Here is an 18000-nt window from a genome sequence, read left to right as displayed (position 1 = left end):
ACGAAGACATTCGCACCATCTGACCAGGCTCCAGTTTCTCCATCCGCGGTTTCGGATCGCTGCGGCTTGAGATGCCTGGCGGAATGGAAGGGGCGGTTGAAGGATGCCGAGGCTGACTATATAGGCCGCCGCCTAGCGCTGCTTCCGGAGACGTGGGTGAGTGGCTGAAACCAGCGGTTTGCTAAACCGCCGTACGGGGATTCCCGTACCGAGGGTTCGAATCCCTCCGTCTCCGCCAGCTACTTATTCGCAATCATTCGCGATTGTCCAAAAATCGTTAGAATCCTGACGTTACTTAGGTGGATTCCGTGCGCCGACGGTCGTTGACGTTCGCGTGCAATCGCGCCATAAAGGGGTAACTGTTGAGGGAACTGCCATGGCGCTGACCGTCGCCCAAGCACGCAACGCCAAGCCCGGGCGACACTCCGACGGGAAAGGCCTTTATCTCCTCGTAAAGCCTAGCGGGACCAAATCCTGGGTCCTTCGAGTCCAGTACAATGGGAAGCGGCAGGACTTTGGCCTTGGGACCTTCGTGCCGGAGGCCGTCCCTGTTGAAATTCCGCTTCAACAGAAACGATCACTCACGCTGGGCGAGGCGCGAGAAAAGGCGCGGATCGGTCGTGAAATTGCGAAGGCTGGCTTGAACCCATCCGCCGTCTGGCGGCACATCCACGAGGAAATCCCGACATTTCGACGCGCCGCTGAGCAATACCACTCACAGGTTTCCAAAGGCTGGCGCAACGGGAAGCACGGCGAGCAATGGCTCAACACGCTGAAGACGTATGCCTTCCCGGCATTAGGCAGCCTATCCGTCGACGAAATCGACGCGCCTGCAATTCAGAAGGTCCTGCTTCCTATCTGGCTTTCCAAGGGCGAGACGGCCCGGCGCGTTCGCCAGCGTATCGGCGTGGTCCTCGATTATGCGCACGGCAAAGGATGGCGAAAGAGTGAAGCTCCGATGCGGGCGCTCAACCAGCTGATGGGGGCATAAAGCAGCCTAAAGGGTCCAACTTCGCCGCGATGCCGTACAAGAGCCTGCCGGAGTTCGTTTCCAGTCTGGCCGAGGGCGAGTTCTCCATCGGCCGGGCTGCGCTTCGGTTCCTGATCCTGACTGCGGCTAGATCCGGTGAAGTCCGCAAGGCGCGATGGCGGGATGTCGATTTGGATGGCTGCGAGTGGCGTGTTCCTCCCGAAAACACAAAGACAGCAAGATTGCACATTGTGCCGCTCGCACCTGCGGCCGTCGAGATATTGGGCAAACTCCGGGAGGCAGTCGCTCACAAGCCGAATGATCTCGTCTTTCCAGGGCTGAAAGGAACGATGAGCGACGCGACACTTGCCAAGGTGCTGCGGATCAATGAAGGCAAGGACTATACGGTTCACGGTTTCCGATCGTCCTTCCGCGATTGGGCGGCGGAGACTGGCTTCGCGGACGCCTGGGCGGAGGCTGCGCTTGCCCACACCAATCCCAATCGCACCGAAAGCGCCTACAGACGAACGACCTTCTTCGAGCAGCGGAAACAAAAGCTCATGCCGGCGTGGGCTTCGTATTGCACCGGTTCGCAAGCCAACATTATCCGGTTGGCGGAAGCCGTCTAGTTGCTTCCGGTTGCCGCCTTGCTACGCTTGTGTGGCTCGGGCGGGAGTTAGCGTGACCAACAAGCTGTTCTACGGCGACAATCTCGACGTTCTGCGCGAGCATATCGCGAGCGAGAGCGTCGACCTTATCTACCTCGACCTGCCGTTCAACTCGAACGCCAATTACATCCTGTTCAAGTCGAAAGTCGGCGACGGCGCCGACGCCCCGCGAGCGTAAAGCGCGCGAAACGCGAGGATACGTCGGGTTCGCAGCAGCAGTTGCTGTAGTCGGCCAGCTATGCCCGAATTTTGGATTCCGACCTCGAAGGCCTTGGCGGCAGTGGCAGCGGATGGCGACAAACGCGAAGCGAGATTTGCCATTACCAAGCGTGCTCACGCCGGCCTACTCAACAGTCGAGCCAGGCTATTTGTGAGCGAACGCGGAGAGGCTCAGTTCGCTCTAGTTCCTCGCGAGTTTTGGTGGGCCGAAGGACATGACGCGCTCGAGCAGGATTGGGAGCGCGGGGATTTTTCGACCTGGATCAACAAAACTTTCGAATTGAGAGCTTACGGGTCGAGTTCGATTTCGACGGCCTGCGCGACATGCTCAGCGCGGAAAGCTGGTTCAAGCTAGCCCGCAACCTTTCCGTTGTCGGAGATCCCAGCTGGCTGTCCGCCGTGGCGGCGCGACAGTTTATGTACGAGGAGCTTGGAGCAAACCCCGTTGCTGCGGGTCCGGCGCTACTCGATAAATGTAAGCTTGGATTTGTGCCGGCACGAGCGGCCTTGATGCAGAAGTCGTCGTCAGGCTTCACTAGTTGGAGCCTCGAAGAGCGTGAGTGGAATATCCCGGATTGGTTCTGGGAAAACTTCACTAAGCCGGAACATAGTTCTCAGGATTGGCAGCGTGGAGCGTTTCGCGGATTGGGGAATCTATGCGATGATCGGCGACGGCCGGCTTGAGATCTTCAAGCTGGGTCGCCGGACCCTCATTAAAACGGCTTCGATTCGCCGCCTCGTCGACTCTCAAAACTGAGGTGGCGGAATGGCAAAGCGCCGGGTAAACCCGAACGTAGTCAAGCTCAACCGGAACTACGACACTACTCAGCTCGCTACCTGTTGCGGCGTTCACAAGAACACAGTGCTGAACTGGCGAACGGCCGGGCTCGAGCCAATCGACAGTTCCAAACCGATCCTCTTCCACGGCTCTGTCGTCCGCGAGTTCCTCAAGCAAAGGAACGCCAAACGGAAGCAGCCCTGTGGACCAGGCAAGCTCTACTGTTTCAGTTGCCGAGAGCCGCGACGGCCAGCACTTGGCTTCGTTGAATACGTCTTGGTGACTCAAAAAGGAGGCAACCTGAAAGCCTTCTGCGAAACTTGCGAGACGGTCATGCATCGGAAGATCCGCCGCGCGGACCTGGAAGCCAAGATGCCCGGCGTCGAGGTCCAATTCGCGGACCGACAGCTACGCCTAATTGGGACCCTTCTCCCTCCCTGAACTGTGATCCTGAAAGGCAGGCCGCAGCATGACCAAACCCAACGCGAAAAATGAGCGAATCAAGCGCGAGTACGTCCTCTACCTTGAGGAGGCGATGCGCCGCGACCCAAGCACGGTGGATCGGGTGCTGAAGTCCATTGATCGGTTCGAAGAGTCGACGAGGCGGAGAGATTTTAGGTCCTTCCACCGCCGGCAAGCGGTCGCCTTTAAGCAGAGGCTCGCGGAAGCCCTGAATGCCCGAACCGGCGAACGGTTGAGCAAGGCGACGGTCCACTCGATACTCCGAGACCTGCACGCTTTCTTCTTCTGGCTGGCTCACCTGCAAGGGTTCAAATCGCACATCGCCTATTCCGACGCCGACTACTTCAACCTCAGCGACAAGGATGTCGCGATCGCCAATGCGAGGCGCGAGAAGCGAGTGCCCACGCTTGCGCAGGTTGAACTCGCGCTGGCTGCGATGCCGGTTGAAACTGCCTTGGAGCGGCGCAATCGAGCTGTGGTCGCCTATGCGGTCGTAACCGGGGCTCGTGTAGCGGCTCTGGCATCATTCCGGCTGGGTGACGTGAACATAGACGAGGGTTTCGTCGATCAGGACGCTCGCCACGTCCGGACCAAATTCAGCAAGACCTTTCGGACCACCCTGATGCCAGTGAGCGACCTATCTATGTCGATCGCACGGGACTGGTATGTGGAGATGAGTGCCGACCTGACCCGCGGCCCCGCCGATCCGCTATTTCCCGCGACCGAGATGGGTTTGACGGCCGAAAGCGTTTTCGCGCCGCGAGGGCTGGGCAGAGAACCTCTTCGAGCCGCTCAATTTCGCTTAGAGGGGCCAAATTATGCTCAAGCGCTTTGTAAGAGTCTGTAACGACAGCCGTGGTGCCACAGCAGTTGAATACGGCCTTCTCGCGGCACTTATCGCAGTTGCGGCGATCGCCTCGTTACGCACGACCGGAACCAAACTACGGGCACCTTCAGCAACGTGTCTAACGCGCTCTAAATCCGGAGGCTGAAGAGGGTCGCGACGGACGCAGCCGATGAGGACCTAAGAAGTCTGTGAATTTCCGCTTCTGGCCGGTCCCGACTATTGGCGCCACCTTAAGGTTGCTCCAATGAGACTTGCCCGGTTGAAGACTGCCTCCTCCGTTCGACCCATCTCCCGCGCTATGGCGCGAGCGGACAGCCCTTATTCGGTAATGCTTTGCAGCTTCGTGTATTCATCGGGTGTCCAAGGCTTTCGGTGATTGGGCCGTGAAACCATCAATATAGGCCCACTCGTCGAACTTTCTGATCGCCCTCACCGCGCTTGGTGCTTGTATTCGATTCTCGCTTTTGATCCCGAGCCAAGCTCCGGCCGGCGTCCTTAGGCTGTTTGACTACGTGTTTTTTGTCTCTTCGGACGTAGCGCTTCTGTGTTCCGGTATCGATGAGTTCGCGCGGCATATTTCTTCTCCCGGTTGGGAGAAAGGCACCAGGCTTCCGCGAGTTCCCGGTGCCTCAATTTGTGGGCGTACCCCGCCAAGAGCCCGGCGGCATCTACGTGGGAACGCGCGCGTTCAAGTTTCCGCCGCTCTTCGTAACCTGGCAGGGCTGCGCTGGATCTCCTAGATCACTTTGCGGTCTGCCATGCGCTTCTCTTGCCATTGCGGACATTAGAACCCTTCGAGTAGAGTTCCCGCTTTCCACCCAAACTTGCCGCGACCGTATTCGACCCATTGCGGACATTAGAGGCATTGCTAGTCTCATCGCATGCAACGCTGGTTTGTGGCACTCATTCTAGGCTCGTCGCTGTGCGCCTGTGTATCTCCCTCGGAGCAGCGAGCGAGAGCTTACGCGAGGGATTTTGTGCAATCGGACGCTAGATCCGACGCGGCCAACACGGCCGATGCGCGGTGTAATGGGAATGCAGTCTTGCTTGACGGTCGCGAGGGATACTCGGCGGACGATTACCAATGCGCGGGCGAGCCGCGCTGACTTCCGCTTTAGCGATACGGACTGGTTTCCTCGTCTGCGCGTCAGCAGCACTTTCGTCATGTTCGCCAACCGAACCCGCCTTAGATGCAGAGGCCCGCGCGGTGCTATCCAAGAGGTATCGCGAAGCATCCACCGACACCCTACACGTACGGAATGTGCGCCGCTCAAACGACGCGGTTTGCGGAGAGGGAAAGGGACGCCCTCCGTATTTTAGGCTTTTCTACTATCGGCCCGGAAAGGATGCCGCGCTCGACCTGCCGCCGGGCCAAGGTTGACTGCTGACGGCGCAAATTGCTCGGTGCGAGATGATATACTCGCTATTTGCGCTCCTACGGCATCGGAACGTGAGCAAGCGGAACTTCGTAACGTACGGTGCCGGATGAGCGGTACGCTCTGATGTCCGCTTTCACCCAAACTTGCCGCGACGGGTTCCGATATATTTAGGACAGTGGCAGAACGCCTAATCGCATTTCACCTCCGGACTTAGTCCGACCTTTTCTGCCCAACTTACTGCCCAACGATTGTCGGCATCCGGACCCAAGCTGCTTCGACGGACCGCACGGGCGTGGTCCAGTGGGCGGCCTCCGAGACAAAATATGCGGTGCAGATCGATCCGGGCGTGCGGAAACTGCACCATGCTCTGCCGGCCTGGCTTGGTCGGCACGACAGATCGCTTACCGCTTCCCTGCCAAGCGGCAAGACGGGTGCCTCACAGACATCGATCAGCGCGCGGCACATCGCGACTTCCCATTCGAAATAGGCGTCAACGGCGTCGACCGTGTCGGGCATATCGCGTGGCACGGCGGTCGAGGGAGCGGCTCCGGCGATCAGCAAAAGTGCTGCGAACAAGCTCACGCGACAATCCTGTAGTCAAAACTTCGCCGAAGCAATGCTCATTCCACCCGTTCCGGCCGCGTCCGCTTTCGACCCAAAGCTGCCACTAGCCAAGCGTCTGATTTCGACCCATTGCGGACTTAACAGCATCGGCAAAGTTGGGCCGAAGCGGAGGTGAGGCATCAAGTTCGATTGGATAGATTTCGGGCACTCCAACAGCGAGCCTGCGGAGGCAGCGGCATCGGTAGATAAGCTGCTGCACAACTCGACGGCCTCGTTGCTTGCCGAGTTCTTGCGGCGGCGAGACGCTCCCTACAGGAAGGTTTTTTGCTGGCTGGGACGCGAGGAAGGCGTTTTCAAAACGTCGCCGCCGGACGCTCCCGGCACACGCCTGGTGGAGCTTACGTTTCCCTTCGCGGCTTACAAAGCACCGGGCGCTGACCGTTTGGCAGTTTTCGCTGAGTGGCTGGTCAATGCGATCGCACTTGGAGCCCCGGAACTCGGCATTGATGGCGAACAGGTTGAGGCGCTGAAGCAGCGTCTCGCCGAACACAATTACACCTATGTTCGGACGGACAAGTTGAGGCGGTCAGCCGGCGAGCCTGCTTGCCTAGCTATTTACGCGCATTCGCCAACCGAGCTGACCGTCACCGTCAATTGCAAATTGCCGAATGGAGAAGCCATTTCGCGGACGCTCGCTGAGCATCCATTCAGCCGGGACGAGCTCGTCTACGGTCGTGCCATTTCGCGTGTCATTCTTGATGAGGACCGCAAACTCACGGTTTACGCTCACGACGGTGCTCTTTTGGCCTGATGGCAGCTCTCCATCCAAGTTGACATCCAACCAGACGAACGAAAAACTACGACATGATCTCGGCACCAGCAGCTTGGTGGAGCAAGGCGATCGCCGTACTCATAATGGCAATTGTCGCCGCCCTGTGGATCTATAACTTCATCGTCGCGCCCCTGATTGAAGGTAGATGGTTGTGGGTTGCCACTTTCGTCGCGGCGACCCTGGTTTGGATTGCACTGAGAAGCGCGGCTCAGCGCAAAGCCGACAGCATCGACTATCGGCGCAATCATCGCTGACGACTGCGCTGCCTTCCAATGTCAGCATTCCACCCAAACCCGTCGCGACCGTTTCGACCCATTGCGGTCATTAGAAGCAACGCTGGTCTCTTCGCATGGAACACCGCGTTGTGACACTCACTCTATGCGCTTCGCTGTGCGGTTGTGTTTCGGCTTCGGAACGGCGTGCGAAAGCCTACGCAAGGGACTTTGTCCAATGGGATGCTCGTTCCGATACGGCCAACACAGCCGACGCGCGGTGCCATGGTGGCGCCGTCTTGATCGACGGTCGGGAAGGATTCTCGCCGGACGACCATCAATGCGCTGAACAGCCGCGCTAACGGCCGCTTTCCACGCATTGCGGACATTAGCGGAGTGCCTGAAAGCAACAGCAAAGGATTGCTCTCATTCTCGTATGCGATAGCCTGAGCGCATGAGAGGCTTGGCCATATTTCTCTCGCTCTTCGCGGCCTCGTTGCTGCTTTTCACGCTCGGCGTGACGACCGGGACAAACTTCCTGCTCTATGCCGGTCTTATCCTCTTTGGCGTGCTGGTGACGGACTGGCACTGCGGTCCACTTCCAACGCCGTAGATTTGGGTACGTCGTGGATGATCGGTCCTCCGCCACCGAAGGACGATTGAATGTGATCGTGGCGACGGGGAGATGGTCCGCTTTCCCATTGCGGACATAATTGGGCGCTGGCACGATGAAGCATGGCGACCATCTACATGCCTCTGTTGAACGAAGGCGTGGACGTTTGGCGTCCTGTTGAAGCTACTGCTCTAACCGCTGACACTTATCGGGTTGAAGGCGACGTGCCAGACGACGAAGAGTGGGCATTTGATCCCGGCTCGATTGTCCGCTGTGAGAGCAGGAAGTTAAGCGAGGGCGAGAGAATGACGGCGGTTGCTGTCGCCGACTGAGTGTCAGCTTTCCACCCAAACCTGCCGCGTCAGCGTTCGACCATTGCAGCCATTCATCAACGCAGTAAGCAGGGTGCGTGAGGGCGCGAATATCTTCGTCGGCGTAGCGGTCGTCCTTTGGCTCGTCCTTGCGTTGATCGGATTTAGCCTCATTCAAGGCGTCGTGTCCCAACATGTCCCGGGTTACCCAAGCAGCGCCCAAATTCGGTTCTTAGTTATCTACCCACTGCTAATTGCAGCGACGCTCGTCGTTTGCGCTTGGCTTTGTAATCGTGGCGCGGGACGCCCAGCATTGCTGGGTGTCTTTCTGGAACCGCGATGCTGGCCTTCTTCCCTTATTTTCTCGGGTTTGGCGGCGGCGTTTAGTTACGGCAGCTTTCCACCCAAACTTGCCGCGACAGCGTTCGAACCACTGCGGATTTAGGGACGAAGGTCAATCGAGGCTGTTAAGCTATGGCCAAGCATCAGACACAACGAAAAGAAGCCGATCCCGCCCGCCCAGGAAGGGATGAGCGCCATCAATGCACAGGCAGCAAGCGCCCCTATAAAGAGTAGTTTTGAGAACAAGAACTCACGGCCGCCTCCGAGCCAATATTCGCGGAGGGACTTGTGAGTCAGAATGTGGATCCATTGAAGGTGTATCAAGACCCACATCGAAGCGAGCGCCGCAGCTATCCCTTGGTCGAATGTCATCGCCTGTCAGAGTATCGCATGGCTCGCTAAATGTCCGCTTTCCACCCATTGCGGACATCGGATGAACGCGCACATACCGACTGTGGCGAGCATTTATAAGAACGCGATGGGTTTTCTCGGCATTCTCATCGCGCCGGTTTGGATTTGGCTGATTTGGATGTCCGTTCGCTCGGGCGTCACCTGGGCTGGGCGGGCGGTCCAAGCCGCCGTCAGAAACCGGCACTGTTTTGGATTGTCATGCTCTCTTACCTTGCACTGAGCGTGGGCTTCGTTTGGTACGGGTTCGCTCGGCTCTGATGTTAACTTTCCACCCAAACCTGCCGCGACGGCCCGACCCAAATGCTGACTGAGAGGGATTGAAGCCAGTCGGCACGGCATTATCCTGTCGCTCGATTTGTAGGGGCCATCTGATGCAGCTGAATGCCAGGCAGCTCAGCCATTTCCAGTATCACAGGCGCAGATTGTTTCTGAACCTCTTCGCACTCGCGTGCGCAGTTGTGATCATCGTGGTCGTCGTTGGTTTTGGGACGGGGTCGCGATCCGTGGACATTCTTGTTGGCGTCGCAGCGATCGTCACTTTCATGCGTGCCGCTCCGGCGAGCGTTGAAGAATATAGAGTCATGAAGGCGGACCCATCGTAGGGTCCGCTTTACAGCCAAACCTGCTGCGCTAGCTTTCAACCCAAAGCGGACATTAGAAGCTGGAAGCTGGAAGCTGACGCATATCGACAATGGCTGAAACCAGTGCAAACTTGAGCGCATGATCTGGGTTGCACTTGCCGCTCAATTGAGCGCTCCGGTTCCCATCGATTTCCTCAAATGGTGGTCGCCCGATGACATGCCTGCCTACCACCAGATCAACGGGATCACGCGTTGGCTCACCTACCGCGTGACTGTGAAGCCCGACGGCTCAATTCAGGCTTGCGACGTCGAGATCAGCAGCAGTGACAGGTACCTCGACAGCCTGTCCTGCAACATCATCAAAAAGCGTGCGAAGCTGGCACCGGCAAAGTGGACCGACGGATCACCCGTCCAGGGTGTCTTCCGAGCCGGAGTGACATGGGCGGTCGGAGATGATCCGCCTCCGAACCTCAGGCCGCCTGACCTTACGGTTAAGGTAGACCAAATTCCCAAAGGGCTCGTTCGTCGGGCTACGCCAAGGTGATGTTCGCCGTCGATGAAAACGGTCGCGTTTCTGATTGCGCGGAATATCCTGAAAACGAGCGGCCAGAACTGGTCGCTGTGGCCTGTCAGGCAGTGATTGAGAGCTACAGAGCCACAGCCGCCGCAGGACCGAATGGCTACGCCGTACGGTCGGTTCAAAACGCTGACGTTAAGGTCTCGAAGAAGTAGACTGCCGTAGCGATTGCGAACCACTTCGTTCAACGCGATCTGAGCAAGCGCCAACGACCGCTTTCGACCGGTTCCGGAGATTAGCCCCAGCCTAGTCGAGCGACAGGAGTACCCATTTATCCTTGTCCAGCGCGACGATGACCAAGTGCCGCTTCCAGCGGCCCTGAGCATCCCACGCCTTGAAGCGGCAGCGATACTCAGTTGGTTCTTCCTCGAACGCTCGGCAGCGGAGAGAGCGGATGGTGTCCGTCCTGAAACTTACAGGTCCTGCGACCTGGGGGCAGCTTGCAGCGCGGCGGCAAGCTCCGCGCCTGAAGGGCCACTGGCAGCGCTAGGTGCGGTCACACCAACCGCAATGGTGAGCAAGAGCATTATGAGAGCACGGTCCTACATTTGATGGGGTCAATTCAATGTTGGCTTTCCAAACCCGCCGCGACCGTTTCCGACCCATTTCTGCCACTAGCGCCCAACAAGCATTACAACCAGTTCGTGCGTTGACTGCCTATTAAGAGTGCCGAACGCTTCTCGCCGGAGGACGAAGGGCGGCCTGGACTGGGCCGCCCCTCCTCGTTCCCGGATCTAGCTGAATGCGCTGCGCAAAGCCGATGCAATCGAGCCATCTCCGGCCGCCAGCACCGCTCCGCTAATGGCAATTGTTGCGGCAACAATTAGCCGTGCAAGAGCGCGTCCGACATCCGTGCCGCGGCGCTTTCCCGAATAGTCCAAGTTGATCATGTTCGTTCCTTCGTCGTTTGATTTTTGGTTGAGTTGGCAATGAGTGCGAGCGCCGCGAAAGCGGCGAGCGCAGGGTTATTTCCTCGTGGGTCGGATACGACGACGTAGACGGTCGAACCCGAATTGTAGGTCTGCTGGTACCAGGTGCCGGCACAGGAATAGTAGCGGCTTGTCCCGTAGGTGTATGGATAGCAGCTGGCTGGAAGGGTTGAGCGGTAAGAGCCGACTGCAACCGTCGTCGCGGTTGCTCCAACCGCGACCCCAGTCGCATAGGCCGCTCCCGTCCCAGCTGGATAGCCCGCCCATCCGCTATTCACGTTCACGTCGACGTCGTTGCCGACGGCGACATTGCCGGTGTTGACGTTTCCGGACCCAACGTTGCCGTTGTTCACGACGTTCGTATTGCCGTTGCCACTTCCAACGACGCCGGAATTGGCGTTTCCGGTGTTCATGGCGCCGGCCCTGTTGTTGCCGGTGTTCGTTGCGGTCGTACTGTTGCCGTTTCCGCGTTTTGCCTGCGCGTTCCGGCTCGCGCCGGTCGACGAACCGGTTTGCGGCTCTTGTGCGCTAGTCCGCTGAGGCCTGCTGCCACTGTGCTGACCGAGGCGGCTTCCGCTGGGTCGGGAGAAGGTCCCGCCTTTGACGCCGAGCGCGCCGCCTGGACCACGAGCTTCAGCCTCGTGGACCGTAAAGACCGTCAGCGCTGCAAAGGCAGCGACGAGCCCGAGGCCTGACGAAACGATACGAAGCCCGGCCAAGGGTTTCACGCTGGTAATGTCTTGCATCTCTCACTCCTTTTTCTTCGTGTTTTGCGCACGATCTCTCTTGCCCGGCCGGTGACCGGTGGGATGGGTCGTTCGCTTTGGTCAGGACGGACCACCGTGATGGTCCGCATCTAACGGAGAGGCTGGACCCCCCGTTCGAATCACAAGGCGTGGGCAATCCGTCGTCGGCGCATTGAGGGCCGACCCGGAATGTACCGACGCCGCCGATCTCCCTTTGGAAGAAGATCGGGCAGTCTTCGTCATCTTCGAAGGACACATCGGGACGCCAATCGTGCGCATGGTTTCCGTCTTCGTTCGACTGTCCATCGCTTTCGGCGCGAAGGCCGATTGCCGGCGCGGAGCTTTCCTGCTCGGCACCTATCCGCATGCCAGACACAGCAGCGGCAAACATCAAATCCAACACTTCCTTTCTCCTAGTGAGCATGGCCCGCTGCGACCGCGTGCTTGGGGCGCGGGGCGAGCCAGACGATTGACGCAGCTGCGGCGAACACGATTGCCGCGAGGGTGAAGATTGATCCGGTGGCGAGAGCCGTGGCCTGCCCATCGACAAGCTGGCTCACGACCTGGCGTGACTGCTCGACCGTGTAGCCGTGAGCCTCCAGCGACTGCATGGTCGCTCCGGCGCCGTTGAGGACGCCGGACAGCTCAGCCCGCGTACCTTGAGCGCCGTCGTACCACAGGGTCGTGCCGATCGCCGTTGCGACGGCCCCCGACATCGTGCGCAGGAAGTTCATGACGCCCGCGGCCGAGGCCACTTCGTCCTCGCGGACCGCGCCCAAGGCGAGCGTGGTCAGCGGCACGAAGAAGAACGGCATTCCGGCGCCCTGGATCAGTTGCGGCAATGCAAGCGTCCAGAAGTCGGAATCGCTGGTCCACCAGAACACGCGGATCAGCGATGTGCCGCCCAGCCAAAGGATTCCGAACGACACGAGGATACGTTCGTCGAACCGCGTCGAGAGCTTGGCTACCACTGGCGCCATCATCACGGCGGCGACACCGTTGAACGCGGTCGCATAACCTGCCCAGGTGGCCGTGTAGCCAAGCGAGCTCTGCAGCCACTGCGGGATGACGACTAGGCTGGCGAAGAAGGTGCCGTAGGCGAACACCAACGCGATGACGCTGACCGTGAAGCCGCGGTACCGAAAGACCTTGAGGTTCACGGCAGGATCCTTGTCGAACAGCTCCCAGACGGTGAAGAAGCTGAAGCCAACCGCGGCGATGATCGCCAGGCTGACGATGAAATCGCTGCCGAACCAGTCGTGCTCGCGGCCAAGGTCCAGCATCAACTGAAGCGATCCGACCCAGAGGACGAGGAGCATCAACCCGATCGTGTCGATCGGCGCCTTCTCCACCTTCGTCTCCGCGTTGCGTAGCAGGATGACGGCCCCGGTCGCGCAGATGGCCGCGATCGGAATGTTAATGAAGAAGATCCAGTGCCAGCCCCAGTTGTCGGAGATCGTCCCGCCAAGGATGGGGCCCAAGATCGGAGCGACGATTGTCGTCATTGCCCAGATACCCGTGGCTTGCGCGTGTTTCTCCTTAGGGAAGATGCGAAGGAGCAAGGTCTGGCTGATCGGCATCAGTGGTCCGCCGCACAGTCCCTGCCCTATCCGAAATGCCACCAGTGAGCCGAGGCTCCACGCCATCCCGCACAGCAAAGAGAATACGCCGAAGCCCGCCATCCCAAACGCAAAGACGCGAACCGTACCGAACCTGCGGGCGAGCCAGCCGGTCAACGGAACGCAGATGGCTTCCGCGACCGCATAGGATGTGATGACCCACGTGCCCTCGCTCGACGAGATACCGAGTCCGCCCGCGATGTGCGCGACGGACACGTTGGCGATCGTCGTATCCAGCACCACCATGAAGTTTGTGAAGGCCAGCACGAAGCAGGCGAGGATCAGCGTTCCCTTGCCCATTGCCGGCATCGGGTTTTCAACGGACGACATCACTTGCCTCCGGACGTGTCGATCTTGGCCTCCATCGAGAGGCCGACGCGCAGTGGGTGCTTGGCGAGCTCCTTGGGATCCAGCGTCACGCGAACCGGCAGGCGCTGAACGACCTTGATCCAATTGCCCGTGGCGTTTTGCGCAGGGATCAGGGCGAATGCGGACCCCGTGCCGCCCGAGAAGCCGGCGACCGTGCCGTGGTAGACGACGTCGTCACCATACAGGTCCGAAGTCAATTCGACCGGCTGGCCGGGCATGACTTTCTTGAGTTGGCCTTCCTTGAAGTTTGCATCGACGTAGACGCTTGCGACGGGCACGATCGTCATCACGGGAGAGCCGGCGCTGATGCGCTGGCCGACCTGCACCTGCCGGTTTGTGACGACACCGTCGATCGGCGCGCGGATGATTGTGCGCTGAAGATCGAGACGTGCCTGGTCGCGCTTGGCCTTTGCCGCCGCGACCTCGGGACTTGTGTCGATCGTCGATCCGAGGATCAGTGCCTGGTTGGCCGCCCAGCTCTCGCGAGCCGCGCCCTTCGTGGCAGCCGCCTGTGCGACACCCGCCCGAGCAAGGACCAGGTTCGCTTGCGCGGTCGAATAAGCATTCTTCGCATTGGTCAGCTCTTCGCCGGATACGGCCCCGACGATGCGAGTTCCGAACGACGGCCCAAATCGATCCGCGCCTTGTCTAAGCTGGCCTTGGCGGAAGCGAGCTGCGCTTGTGCCTGGCCGACATCCGCCTCACGGGCATTGATCTGCGCCGCAAGCGATCCGCTGTTTGCGGCCGTCTGCGAGAACTGGCGCCGTGCCTTGAAATACTCGGCTTCGGCCTTGGCAAGCGAAAGCCTTGCATCGCTGTCGTCAAGGCGAAGAAGAACCTGCCCCTTTCGGACAACCTGCGTGTTGACCACCGCAACATCAGTCACCGCTGCCGAGACCAGCGGCGTGACCTGGGCGGAGTCTGCCGCGACATAGGCGTTATCGGTCGAGACCGAGCCGCTGTCGTGGAGCATGTACCACCCGCCGCCGATCGCGAGCTTTGCAGCGACAAGCGCCAGCAGCACCTTTGTCCGGCGCGACTTTCGCAGCGCGTCCGCCGTCTTCTCCGCGTCCGGCACGACGACCTCCTCGAGGTGTTCGGCCTTCTGCAATTTGATCGGATCTCTATCAGCCATTGTCATATTCCCTGTTTCGAAAGTTGGAGTCAGGCAGCCGTGAAGCCGCCGCCAAGGGCGCGGATCAGCTGCACGTCGAGGGTGAAGGCACGCGTCTCGAGCTGCGCGACGTTGAGCCGAGCTTCGAGGACGCCTTCTTCGGCGGAGAGCACATCGAGGTAGGTCGACAGGCCGTGCTCGTAGCGCTGTCTCGCGAGGCGATTGGCCTCTTCAAAGTCGGCCAGCGCGCGGCGCGAGTTCGCCAGCCGCGAGACGAGCATCTTCTGGCTCGTCACGGTATCGGCCGTCTCGTGCAACGCCTCAATGACGCGGCCATCGTAGAGGGCTACGGCCTCGTCATATTGACCGCGTCGACCGCGGTACTGGCCTTGGAGCGCGCCCCCGTGGAACAAGGGGAGGGAAACCGCGGGCTCACGCTTCCAATTCCAGAGCCGCTGGAAAACAGATTGCCGAGCCCGAAGGACGACAAGCCAATCAGCGCGCTCAAATTTACGTTGGGGTAAAAGGCCGCTTTCGCTTCCTTGATGCGATCACTCGCGCCCTCGACGCGCGCACGGGCGGCGGCAATGTCGGGACGACGGGCGATCAGCTCGACCGAAGCGTTTGCCGGGATTCCCTGCGCCTGAAGCGCACCGAGCACCGGACGCTCGATCTCCATTGCGCGGTCGGGACCTGAGCCGACGAGTGCAGCCAAGGCATTCTTGGTGAGTGCGATGGCCTCATCGACTTCCTCGATGTCCGCCCGCGTCTGGGGGATACGTGCTTCGGCTTGCTTCAGCTCGGCACGGGTATCCAGGCCGATGGCAGTACGCTGATTGACCAGCCTTGCCGTCTCGGTTCGGATCTTCAGCGCGAATTCGAGCGTGTCACGCTGGGCGTAAAGCGAAGCCAGCTCTGCATAGGTCGACGCGAGGCCGGTGGTCAGCGCTAGCCGGGCCTCGTCCATTTCGAAGCGGGCGGCATCCGCGTCGGCGTTCGCGGCACGGAAGGCAGCGCGGTTCTTGCCCAGAGGTCGAGGTCCAGGGAAAAGCTGAGCCCAAGCGAACCGCTGTCGTTCCAGCCATTCGGGATCATCGCCGCTGGGACGCTTTGGTTCTGGCTCTGCTTGGCAAGTTCCGGCTGCGCGAACCCATCGACTGACGGCTTCAGCGCCGCGCCTGCCCGCTGGGCGAACCCTTCGGCGGTGCGCATCCGCGCCGCAGCGGCCTCGAGGTCAGGCGAGCCGATGAGTGCCTCGTCGATCAGGCGGGTAAGCTGGGCATCGCGGTAACGAAGCCACCAGCCATCTACCGGCCACGTTGCGCCTTCGCTCGTCCTGAGCGACCGCGCCGCCGCAAAGTCCGCCGGCGCTGCCATTTCGGGCATCGCGCCGAGGTTGGGCACTGAGGCACAAGCGCTCGTAAAAAGGGTAGCCGAGAGCATTGCCGCGCGGATGCTCCGCGCAGTTGAAAGCCGCGTCATCTGTACAAATCCCTGTTTTGTAACTGTACGGTACGGTTTAGTTTACGAGTCGAGGCTTGTCAACGGTAAAATGAACTGTAATGTACGGTTTTGTATTTGCGGGAGTTTGCACGTTGGTGCGTGTCAGGACTGAAGAAAAAAAGCGCGAGATCGTCGACGTTGCTGCCGAGCTGTTTCACGAACACGGGTTCGAACGGACGTCGATGTCGATGATCGCAGAGCGTCTCGGCGGGTCGAAAGCCACGCTCTACGGCTACTTCCAATCCAAGGAGCAGCTCCTGGCCGCGGTTCTACTTTACGACGTGACGGACGAGGCCGACCGCCTGATGAACGAGTTCCTGTCTTCCGGCGATCTCCGGGACGGGCTCATCAAGCTTGGTATCGCCTACATGACCCGCCGGCTCTCACCGGTGCCAATCGCAAATGTCAGGATGGTTGCGACACAGCCGGCAGACTCTCCTGTCGGCAAGGAGTTTTTCGAGCGGGTCTTGGGTCCTGCGTGGGATCGCCTTGCCAGGCGCTTCGCGTTGATGATGGACGAAGGCCTACTGAAGCGCGCGGACCCGTGGGTGGTGGCGATGCACTGGAAGGGTCTCAACGAGTGGGACATGTTCGAAAAGCGCCTTCTGGGAGCAATCGACGGCCCGGATCCGGAGCTTCTCAAGAAATCGTCTACCTTGGCTGCTGAAGCCTTCCTGCAGCTCTACGGCACCGACGAGTCACGCGCTGGTGGGTCAGGGAGCTGACGTCCGCAAGAGTGATTGCAGCTGCCAAACGCAGCTTCGGAAGCAGGCTCGCATAGAGTCCGCTTTCCACCCAAACTTGCCGCGACGGCTTTCGACCCAAACCTGCCGCGGCCGCCTTCGACCCGTTCCTACCCTAGGAACGTTCCCGAAGCAGCGAGGCTATGTGGTGGGCAAGCTCCCGAGCGGTCGCATCACCGCCGATAGTCCGAGTCCGAAACCACCCCTGCCGTGTCGTCGACCGCGCATCAGCAAATGGACGCAGATCGATGCTGTAGTCCTTTTCCAGCCGTTCAAGAAGGTCAATGCTGTCCCAGCCGGTAATGCGAAGTTCCGCGCCGATAAGCATATCAGCGTCTACCGCGGCACCGCGTCCGGCAATCTCTCTTAGAACCGAAAGTATGTGGCTTAGGATGGCATCCGATGTGTGGTCCATCGTCGCGCTCTAAGCCGTTCCCATGTCCGCTTTCCACCCAAACCCGCCGCTAGCCGTTGAACACCGCTCCTAATCAGGGAGCGAACCATGAACCGACCGCCCGCATGCCATCGTGGGAGCCAAGCAGCCACTCCGGCCGATGCACGTTTGGGCTATTCGCGTTAGACTACAGATTGCGAACCGGCTCCGAGACCTGGCGCTGTTCGACATAGCCGTGGACAGCAAGCTTCGCGGCTGCGACGTCGTTTCGCTTAGGCTGTCAAACATCATTGCGACCGGTGCCGTTCGCAGTCGGGCGATCGTCATTCAGCAGAAGACCGGCCAACCCGTCCAATTCGAGATCACGGAGCAGACCCGCCGCTCATTAGTCGAGTGGCTGAAAGTGCGACGCGGCGAACCCGACGCCTGGCTTTTCCCCAGCCGCATGGATCGGACTGCTCACCTATCGACCCGCCAATACTTCCGGCTCGTCAAAGGCTGGGTTGCATTGATCGGGCTGGAGCCGGCCGCCTTTGGCACTCACAGCCTCAGGAGAACCAAGGTCGCGATGCTGTACCGCAAGACCGGCAACCTCAGGGCCTGCCAGCTACTTCTCGGCCATACCAAGCTGGAAAGCACGGTTCGCTACTTGGGCGTCGAACTGGACGACGCGCTGGCGCTATCGGAAGCATTAGAAATTTGAGGCCACCACCTCAAAGCATCTAGTTAGATGTTCCCTTTTTGTACCATCAAGCCCGAATGCGACTCGAAGATCCTTCCGACAACGGCGGCCGGGGGTGGCGACGGTTGGAACGCG

Annotated in this window: 21 protein-coding genes, 1 tRNA gene and 1 pseudogene; 13 read left to right on the top strand and 10 right to left on the bottom strand. The window is 59.9% G+C overall.

The genetic code is table 11. The features are described 5' to 3' along the window. Positions 1-146 precede the first annotated feature (146 nt). From H9L15_RS04750 to H9L15_RS04740, 4 genes are all read left to right on the top strand, one after another. Positions 147-238 (top strand) — tRNA-Ser (locus H9L15_RS04750). Between the two features lie 138 nt (positions 239-376). Then, on the top strand, positions 377-991 hold the full coding sequence (locus H9L15_RS17055) for a tyrosine-type recombinase/integrase (RefSeq protein ID WP_223276516.1): 615 nt from the start codon (positions 377-379) through the stop codon (positions 989-991). 29 nt (positions 992-1020) lie between these two features. Further along, complete coding sequence (locus H9L15_RS17050) at positions 1021-1599, top strand: tyrosine-type recombinase/integrase (RefSeq protein ID WP_223276515.1); 579 nt, start codon at positions 1021-1023, stop codon at positions 1597-1599. Positions 1600-1651: 52 nt separating this feature from the next. Next, entirely contained in the window at positions 1652-1816 is a 165-nt protein-coding gene (locus H9L15_RS04740; RefSeq protein ID WP_187715966.1) for a hypothetical protein, read from the top strand. Between the two features lie 636 nt (positions 1817-2452). Here H9L15_RS04740 and H9L15_RS04735 read toward each other — a convergent pair. Beyond that, positions 2453-3028, bottom strand: coding sequence for a hypothetical protein (locus H9L15_RS04735; RefSeq protein ID WP_187715353.1), 576 nt, complete (start codon positions 3026-3028; stop codon positions 2453-2455). Between the two features lie 76 nt (positions 3029-3104). Between H9L15_RS04735 and H9L15_RS04730 the strand changes: the two genes are divergently transcribed. Then, positions 3105-3944, top strand: coding sequence for a site-specific integrase (locus tag H9L15_RS04730; RefSeq protein WP_187715352.1), 840 nt, complete (start codon positions 3105-3107; stop codon positions 3942-3944). After that, complete coding sequence (locus H9L15_RS20175) at positions 3916-4089, top strand: Flp family type IVb pilin (RefSeq protein WP_187715351.1); 174 nt, start codon at positions 3916-3918, stop codon at positions 4087-4089. The genes H9L15_RS04730 and H9L15_RS20175 overlap by 29 nt, the downstream gene beginning before the upstream one ends. A gap of 1468 nt (positions 4090-5557) precedes the next feature. Here the strand turns inward: H9L15_RS20175 and H9L15_RS04720 are convergent. Next, positions 5558-5905, bottom strand: a complete 348-nt coding sequence (locus H9L15_RS04720; RefSeq protein ID WP_187715350.1) for a hypothetical protein — start codon at positions 5903-5905, stop codon at positions 5558-5560. A 424-nt stretch (positions 5906-6329) separates the two neighbouring features. On the opposite strand from H9L15_RS04720, the gene H9L15_RS04715 reads away from it, so the two are divergent. The 5 genes from H9L15_RS04715 to H9L15_RS04695 all read left to right on the top strand — a co-directional run bounded on the left by H9L15_RS04715 (position 6330) and on the right by H9L15_RS04695 (position 9733). Beyond that, entirely contained in the window at positions 6330-6698 is a 369-nt protein-coding gene (locus H9L15_RS04715; RefSeq protein WP_187715349.1) for a hypothetical protein, read from the top strand. A 53-nt stretch (positions 6699-6751) separates the two neighbouring features. Continuing rightward, positions 6752-6973 carry a hypothetical protein gene (locus H9L15_RS04710; RefSeq protein ID WP_187715348.1) on the top strand — a complete coding sequence of 74 codons (222 nt, stop codon included), beginning with the start codon at positions 6752-6754 and terminating at the stop codon, positions 6971-6973. A gap of 421 nt (positions 6974-7394) precedes the next feature. After that, entirely contained in the window at positions 7395-7544 is a 150-nt protein-coding gene (locus H9L15_RS04705) for a hypothetical protein (RefSeq protein ID WP_223276514.1), read from the top strand. Positions 7545-8979: 1435 nt separating this feature from the next. Further along, entirely contained in the window at positions 8980-9210 is a 231-nt protein-coding gene (locus H9L15_RS04700) for a hypothetical protein (RefSeq protein WP_187715346.1), read from the top strand. A gap of 118 nt (positions 9211-9328) precedes the next feature. Then, on the top strand, positions 9329-9733 hold the full coding sequence (locus tag H9L15_RS04695) for an energy transducer TonB (RefSeq protein ID WP_187715345.1): 405 nt from the start codon (positions 9329-9331) through the stop codon (positions 9731-9733). A gap of 767 nt (positions 9734-10500) precedes the next feature. Here the strand turns inward: H9L15_RS04695 and H9L15_RS04690 are convergent. From H9L15_RS04690 to H9L15_RS17045, 7 genes and pseudogenes are all read right to left on the bottom strand, one after another. Further along, positions 10501-10656: a hypothetical protein gene (locus H9L15_RS04690; protein ID WP_187715344.1), complete on the bottom strand. Its 156-nt coding sequence runs from the start codon at positions 10654-10656 to the stop codon at positions 10501-10503. After that, positions 10653-11441, bottom strand: a complete 789-nt coding sequence (locus H9L15_RS04685; RefSeq protein ID WP_187715343.1) for a hypothetical protein — start codon at positions 11439-11441, stop codon at positions 10653-10655. Before H9L15_RS04685 ends, H9L15_RS04690 begins: the two co-directional genes overlap by 4 nt. Before the next feature lie 413 nt (positions 11442-11854). After that, positions 11855-13390 (bottom strand): DHA2 family efflux MFS transporter permease subunit, encoded by a 1536-nt coding sequence (locus tag H9L15_RS04680; protein ID WP_187715342.1) that lies wholly within the window; start codon positions 13388-13390, stop codon positions 11855-11857. After that, positions 13390-14564, bottom strand: a pseudogene (locus tag H9L15_RS04675) (HlyD family secretion protein). The gene H9L15_RS04680 and the pseudogene H9L15_RS04675 overlap by 1 nt, the downstream one beginning before the upstream one ends. A 29-nt stretch (positions 14565-14593) precedes the next feature. Then, the gene (locus H9L15_RS18605) at positions 14594-14956 is read right to left on the bottom strand and encodes a TolC family protein (protein WP_262984916.1); all 363 of its coding nucleotides are present in this window, start codon (positions 14954-14956) and stop codon (positions 14594-14596) included. Then, positions 14890-15510 carry a TolC family protein gene (locus H9L15_RS18600; RefSeq protein WP_262984915.1) on the bottom strand — a complete coding sequence of 207 codons (621 nt, stop codon included), beginning with the start codon at positions 15508-15510 and terminating at the stop codon, positions 14890-14892. Before H9L15_RS18600 ends, H9L15_RS18605 begins: the two co-directional genes overlap by 67 nt. Next, positions 15492-15947: an outer membrane factor lipoprotein domain-containing protein gene (locus tag H9L15_RS17045; RefSeq protein WP_223276513.1), complete on the bottom strand. Its 456-nt coding sequence runs from the start codon at positions 15945-15947 to the stop codon at positions 15492-15494. Before H9L15_RS17045 ends, H9L15_RS18600 begins: the two co-directional genes overlap by 19 nt. 194 nt (positions 15948-16141) lie before the next feature. On the opposite strand from H9L15_RS17045, the gene H9L15_RS04665 reads away from it, so the two are divergent. Beyond that, the gene (locus tag H9L15_RS04665; protein WP_223276512.1) at positions 16142-16771 is read left to right on the top strand and encodes a TetR/AcrR family transcriptional regulator; all 630 of its coding nucleotides are present in this window, start codon (positions 16142-16144) and stop codon (positions 16769-16771) included. 133 nt (positions 16772-16904) lie between these two features. Here the strand turns inward: H9L15_RS04665 and H9L15_RS17040 are convergent, their stop codons facing one another. Then, a complete protein-coding gene (locus H9L15_RS17040; RefSeq protein ID WP_223276511.1) occupies positions 16905-17204 on the bottom strand; it encodes a hypothetical protein in 300 nt (99 codons plus the stop codon). Between the two features lie 214 nt (positions 17205-17418). Here H9L15_RS17040 and H9L15_RS04660 point away from each other — a divergent pair, with 214 nt between their 5' ends. Next, a complete protein-coding gene (locus tag H9L15_RS04660) occupies positions 17419-17886 on the top strand; it encodes a tyrosine-type recombinase/integrase (RefSeq protein WP_262984914.1) in 468 nt (155 codons plus the stop codon). The last annotated feature ends 114 nt before the right edge of the window (positions 17887-18000 follow it).

Origin of the sequence: Sphingomonas daechungensis (assembly GCF_014489495.1) — a bacterium.
In the GTDB taxonomy this organism is placed as follows: domain Bacteria; phylum Pseudomonadota; class Alphaproteobacteria; order Sphingomonadales; family Sphingomonadaceae; genus Sphingomicrobium; species Sphingomicrobium daechungense.
The sequence above is the reverse complement of the archived record's forward strand: the minus strand, read 5'-3'. Positions and strand labels throughout refer to the sequence as shown.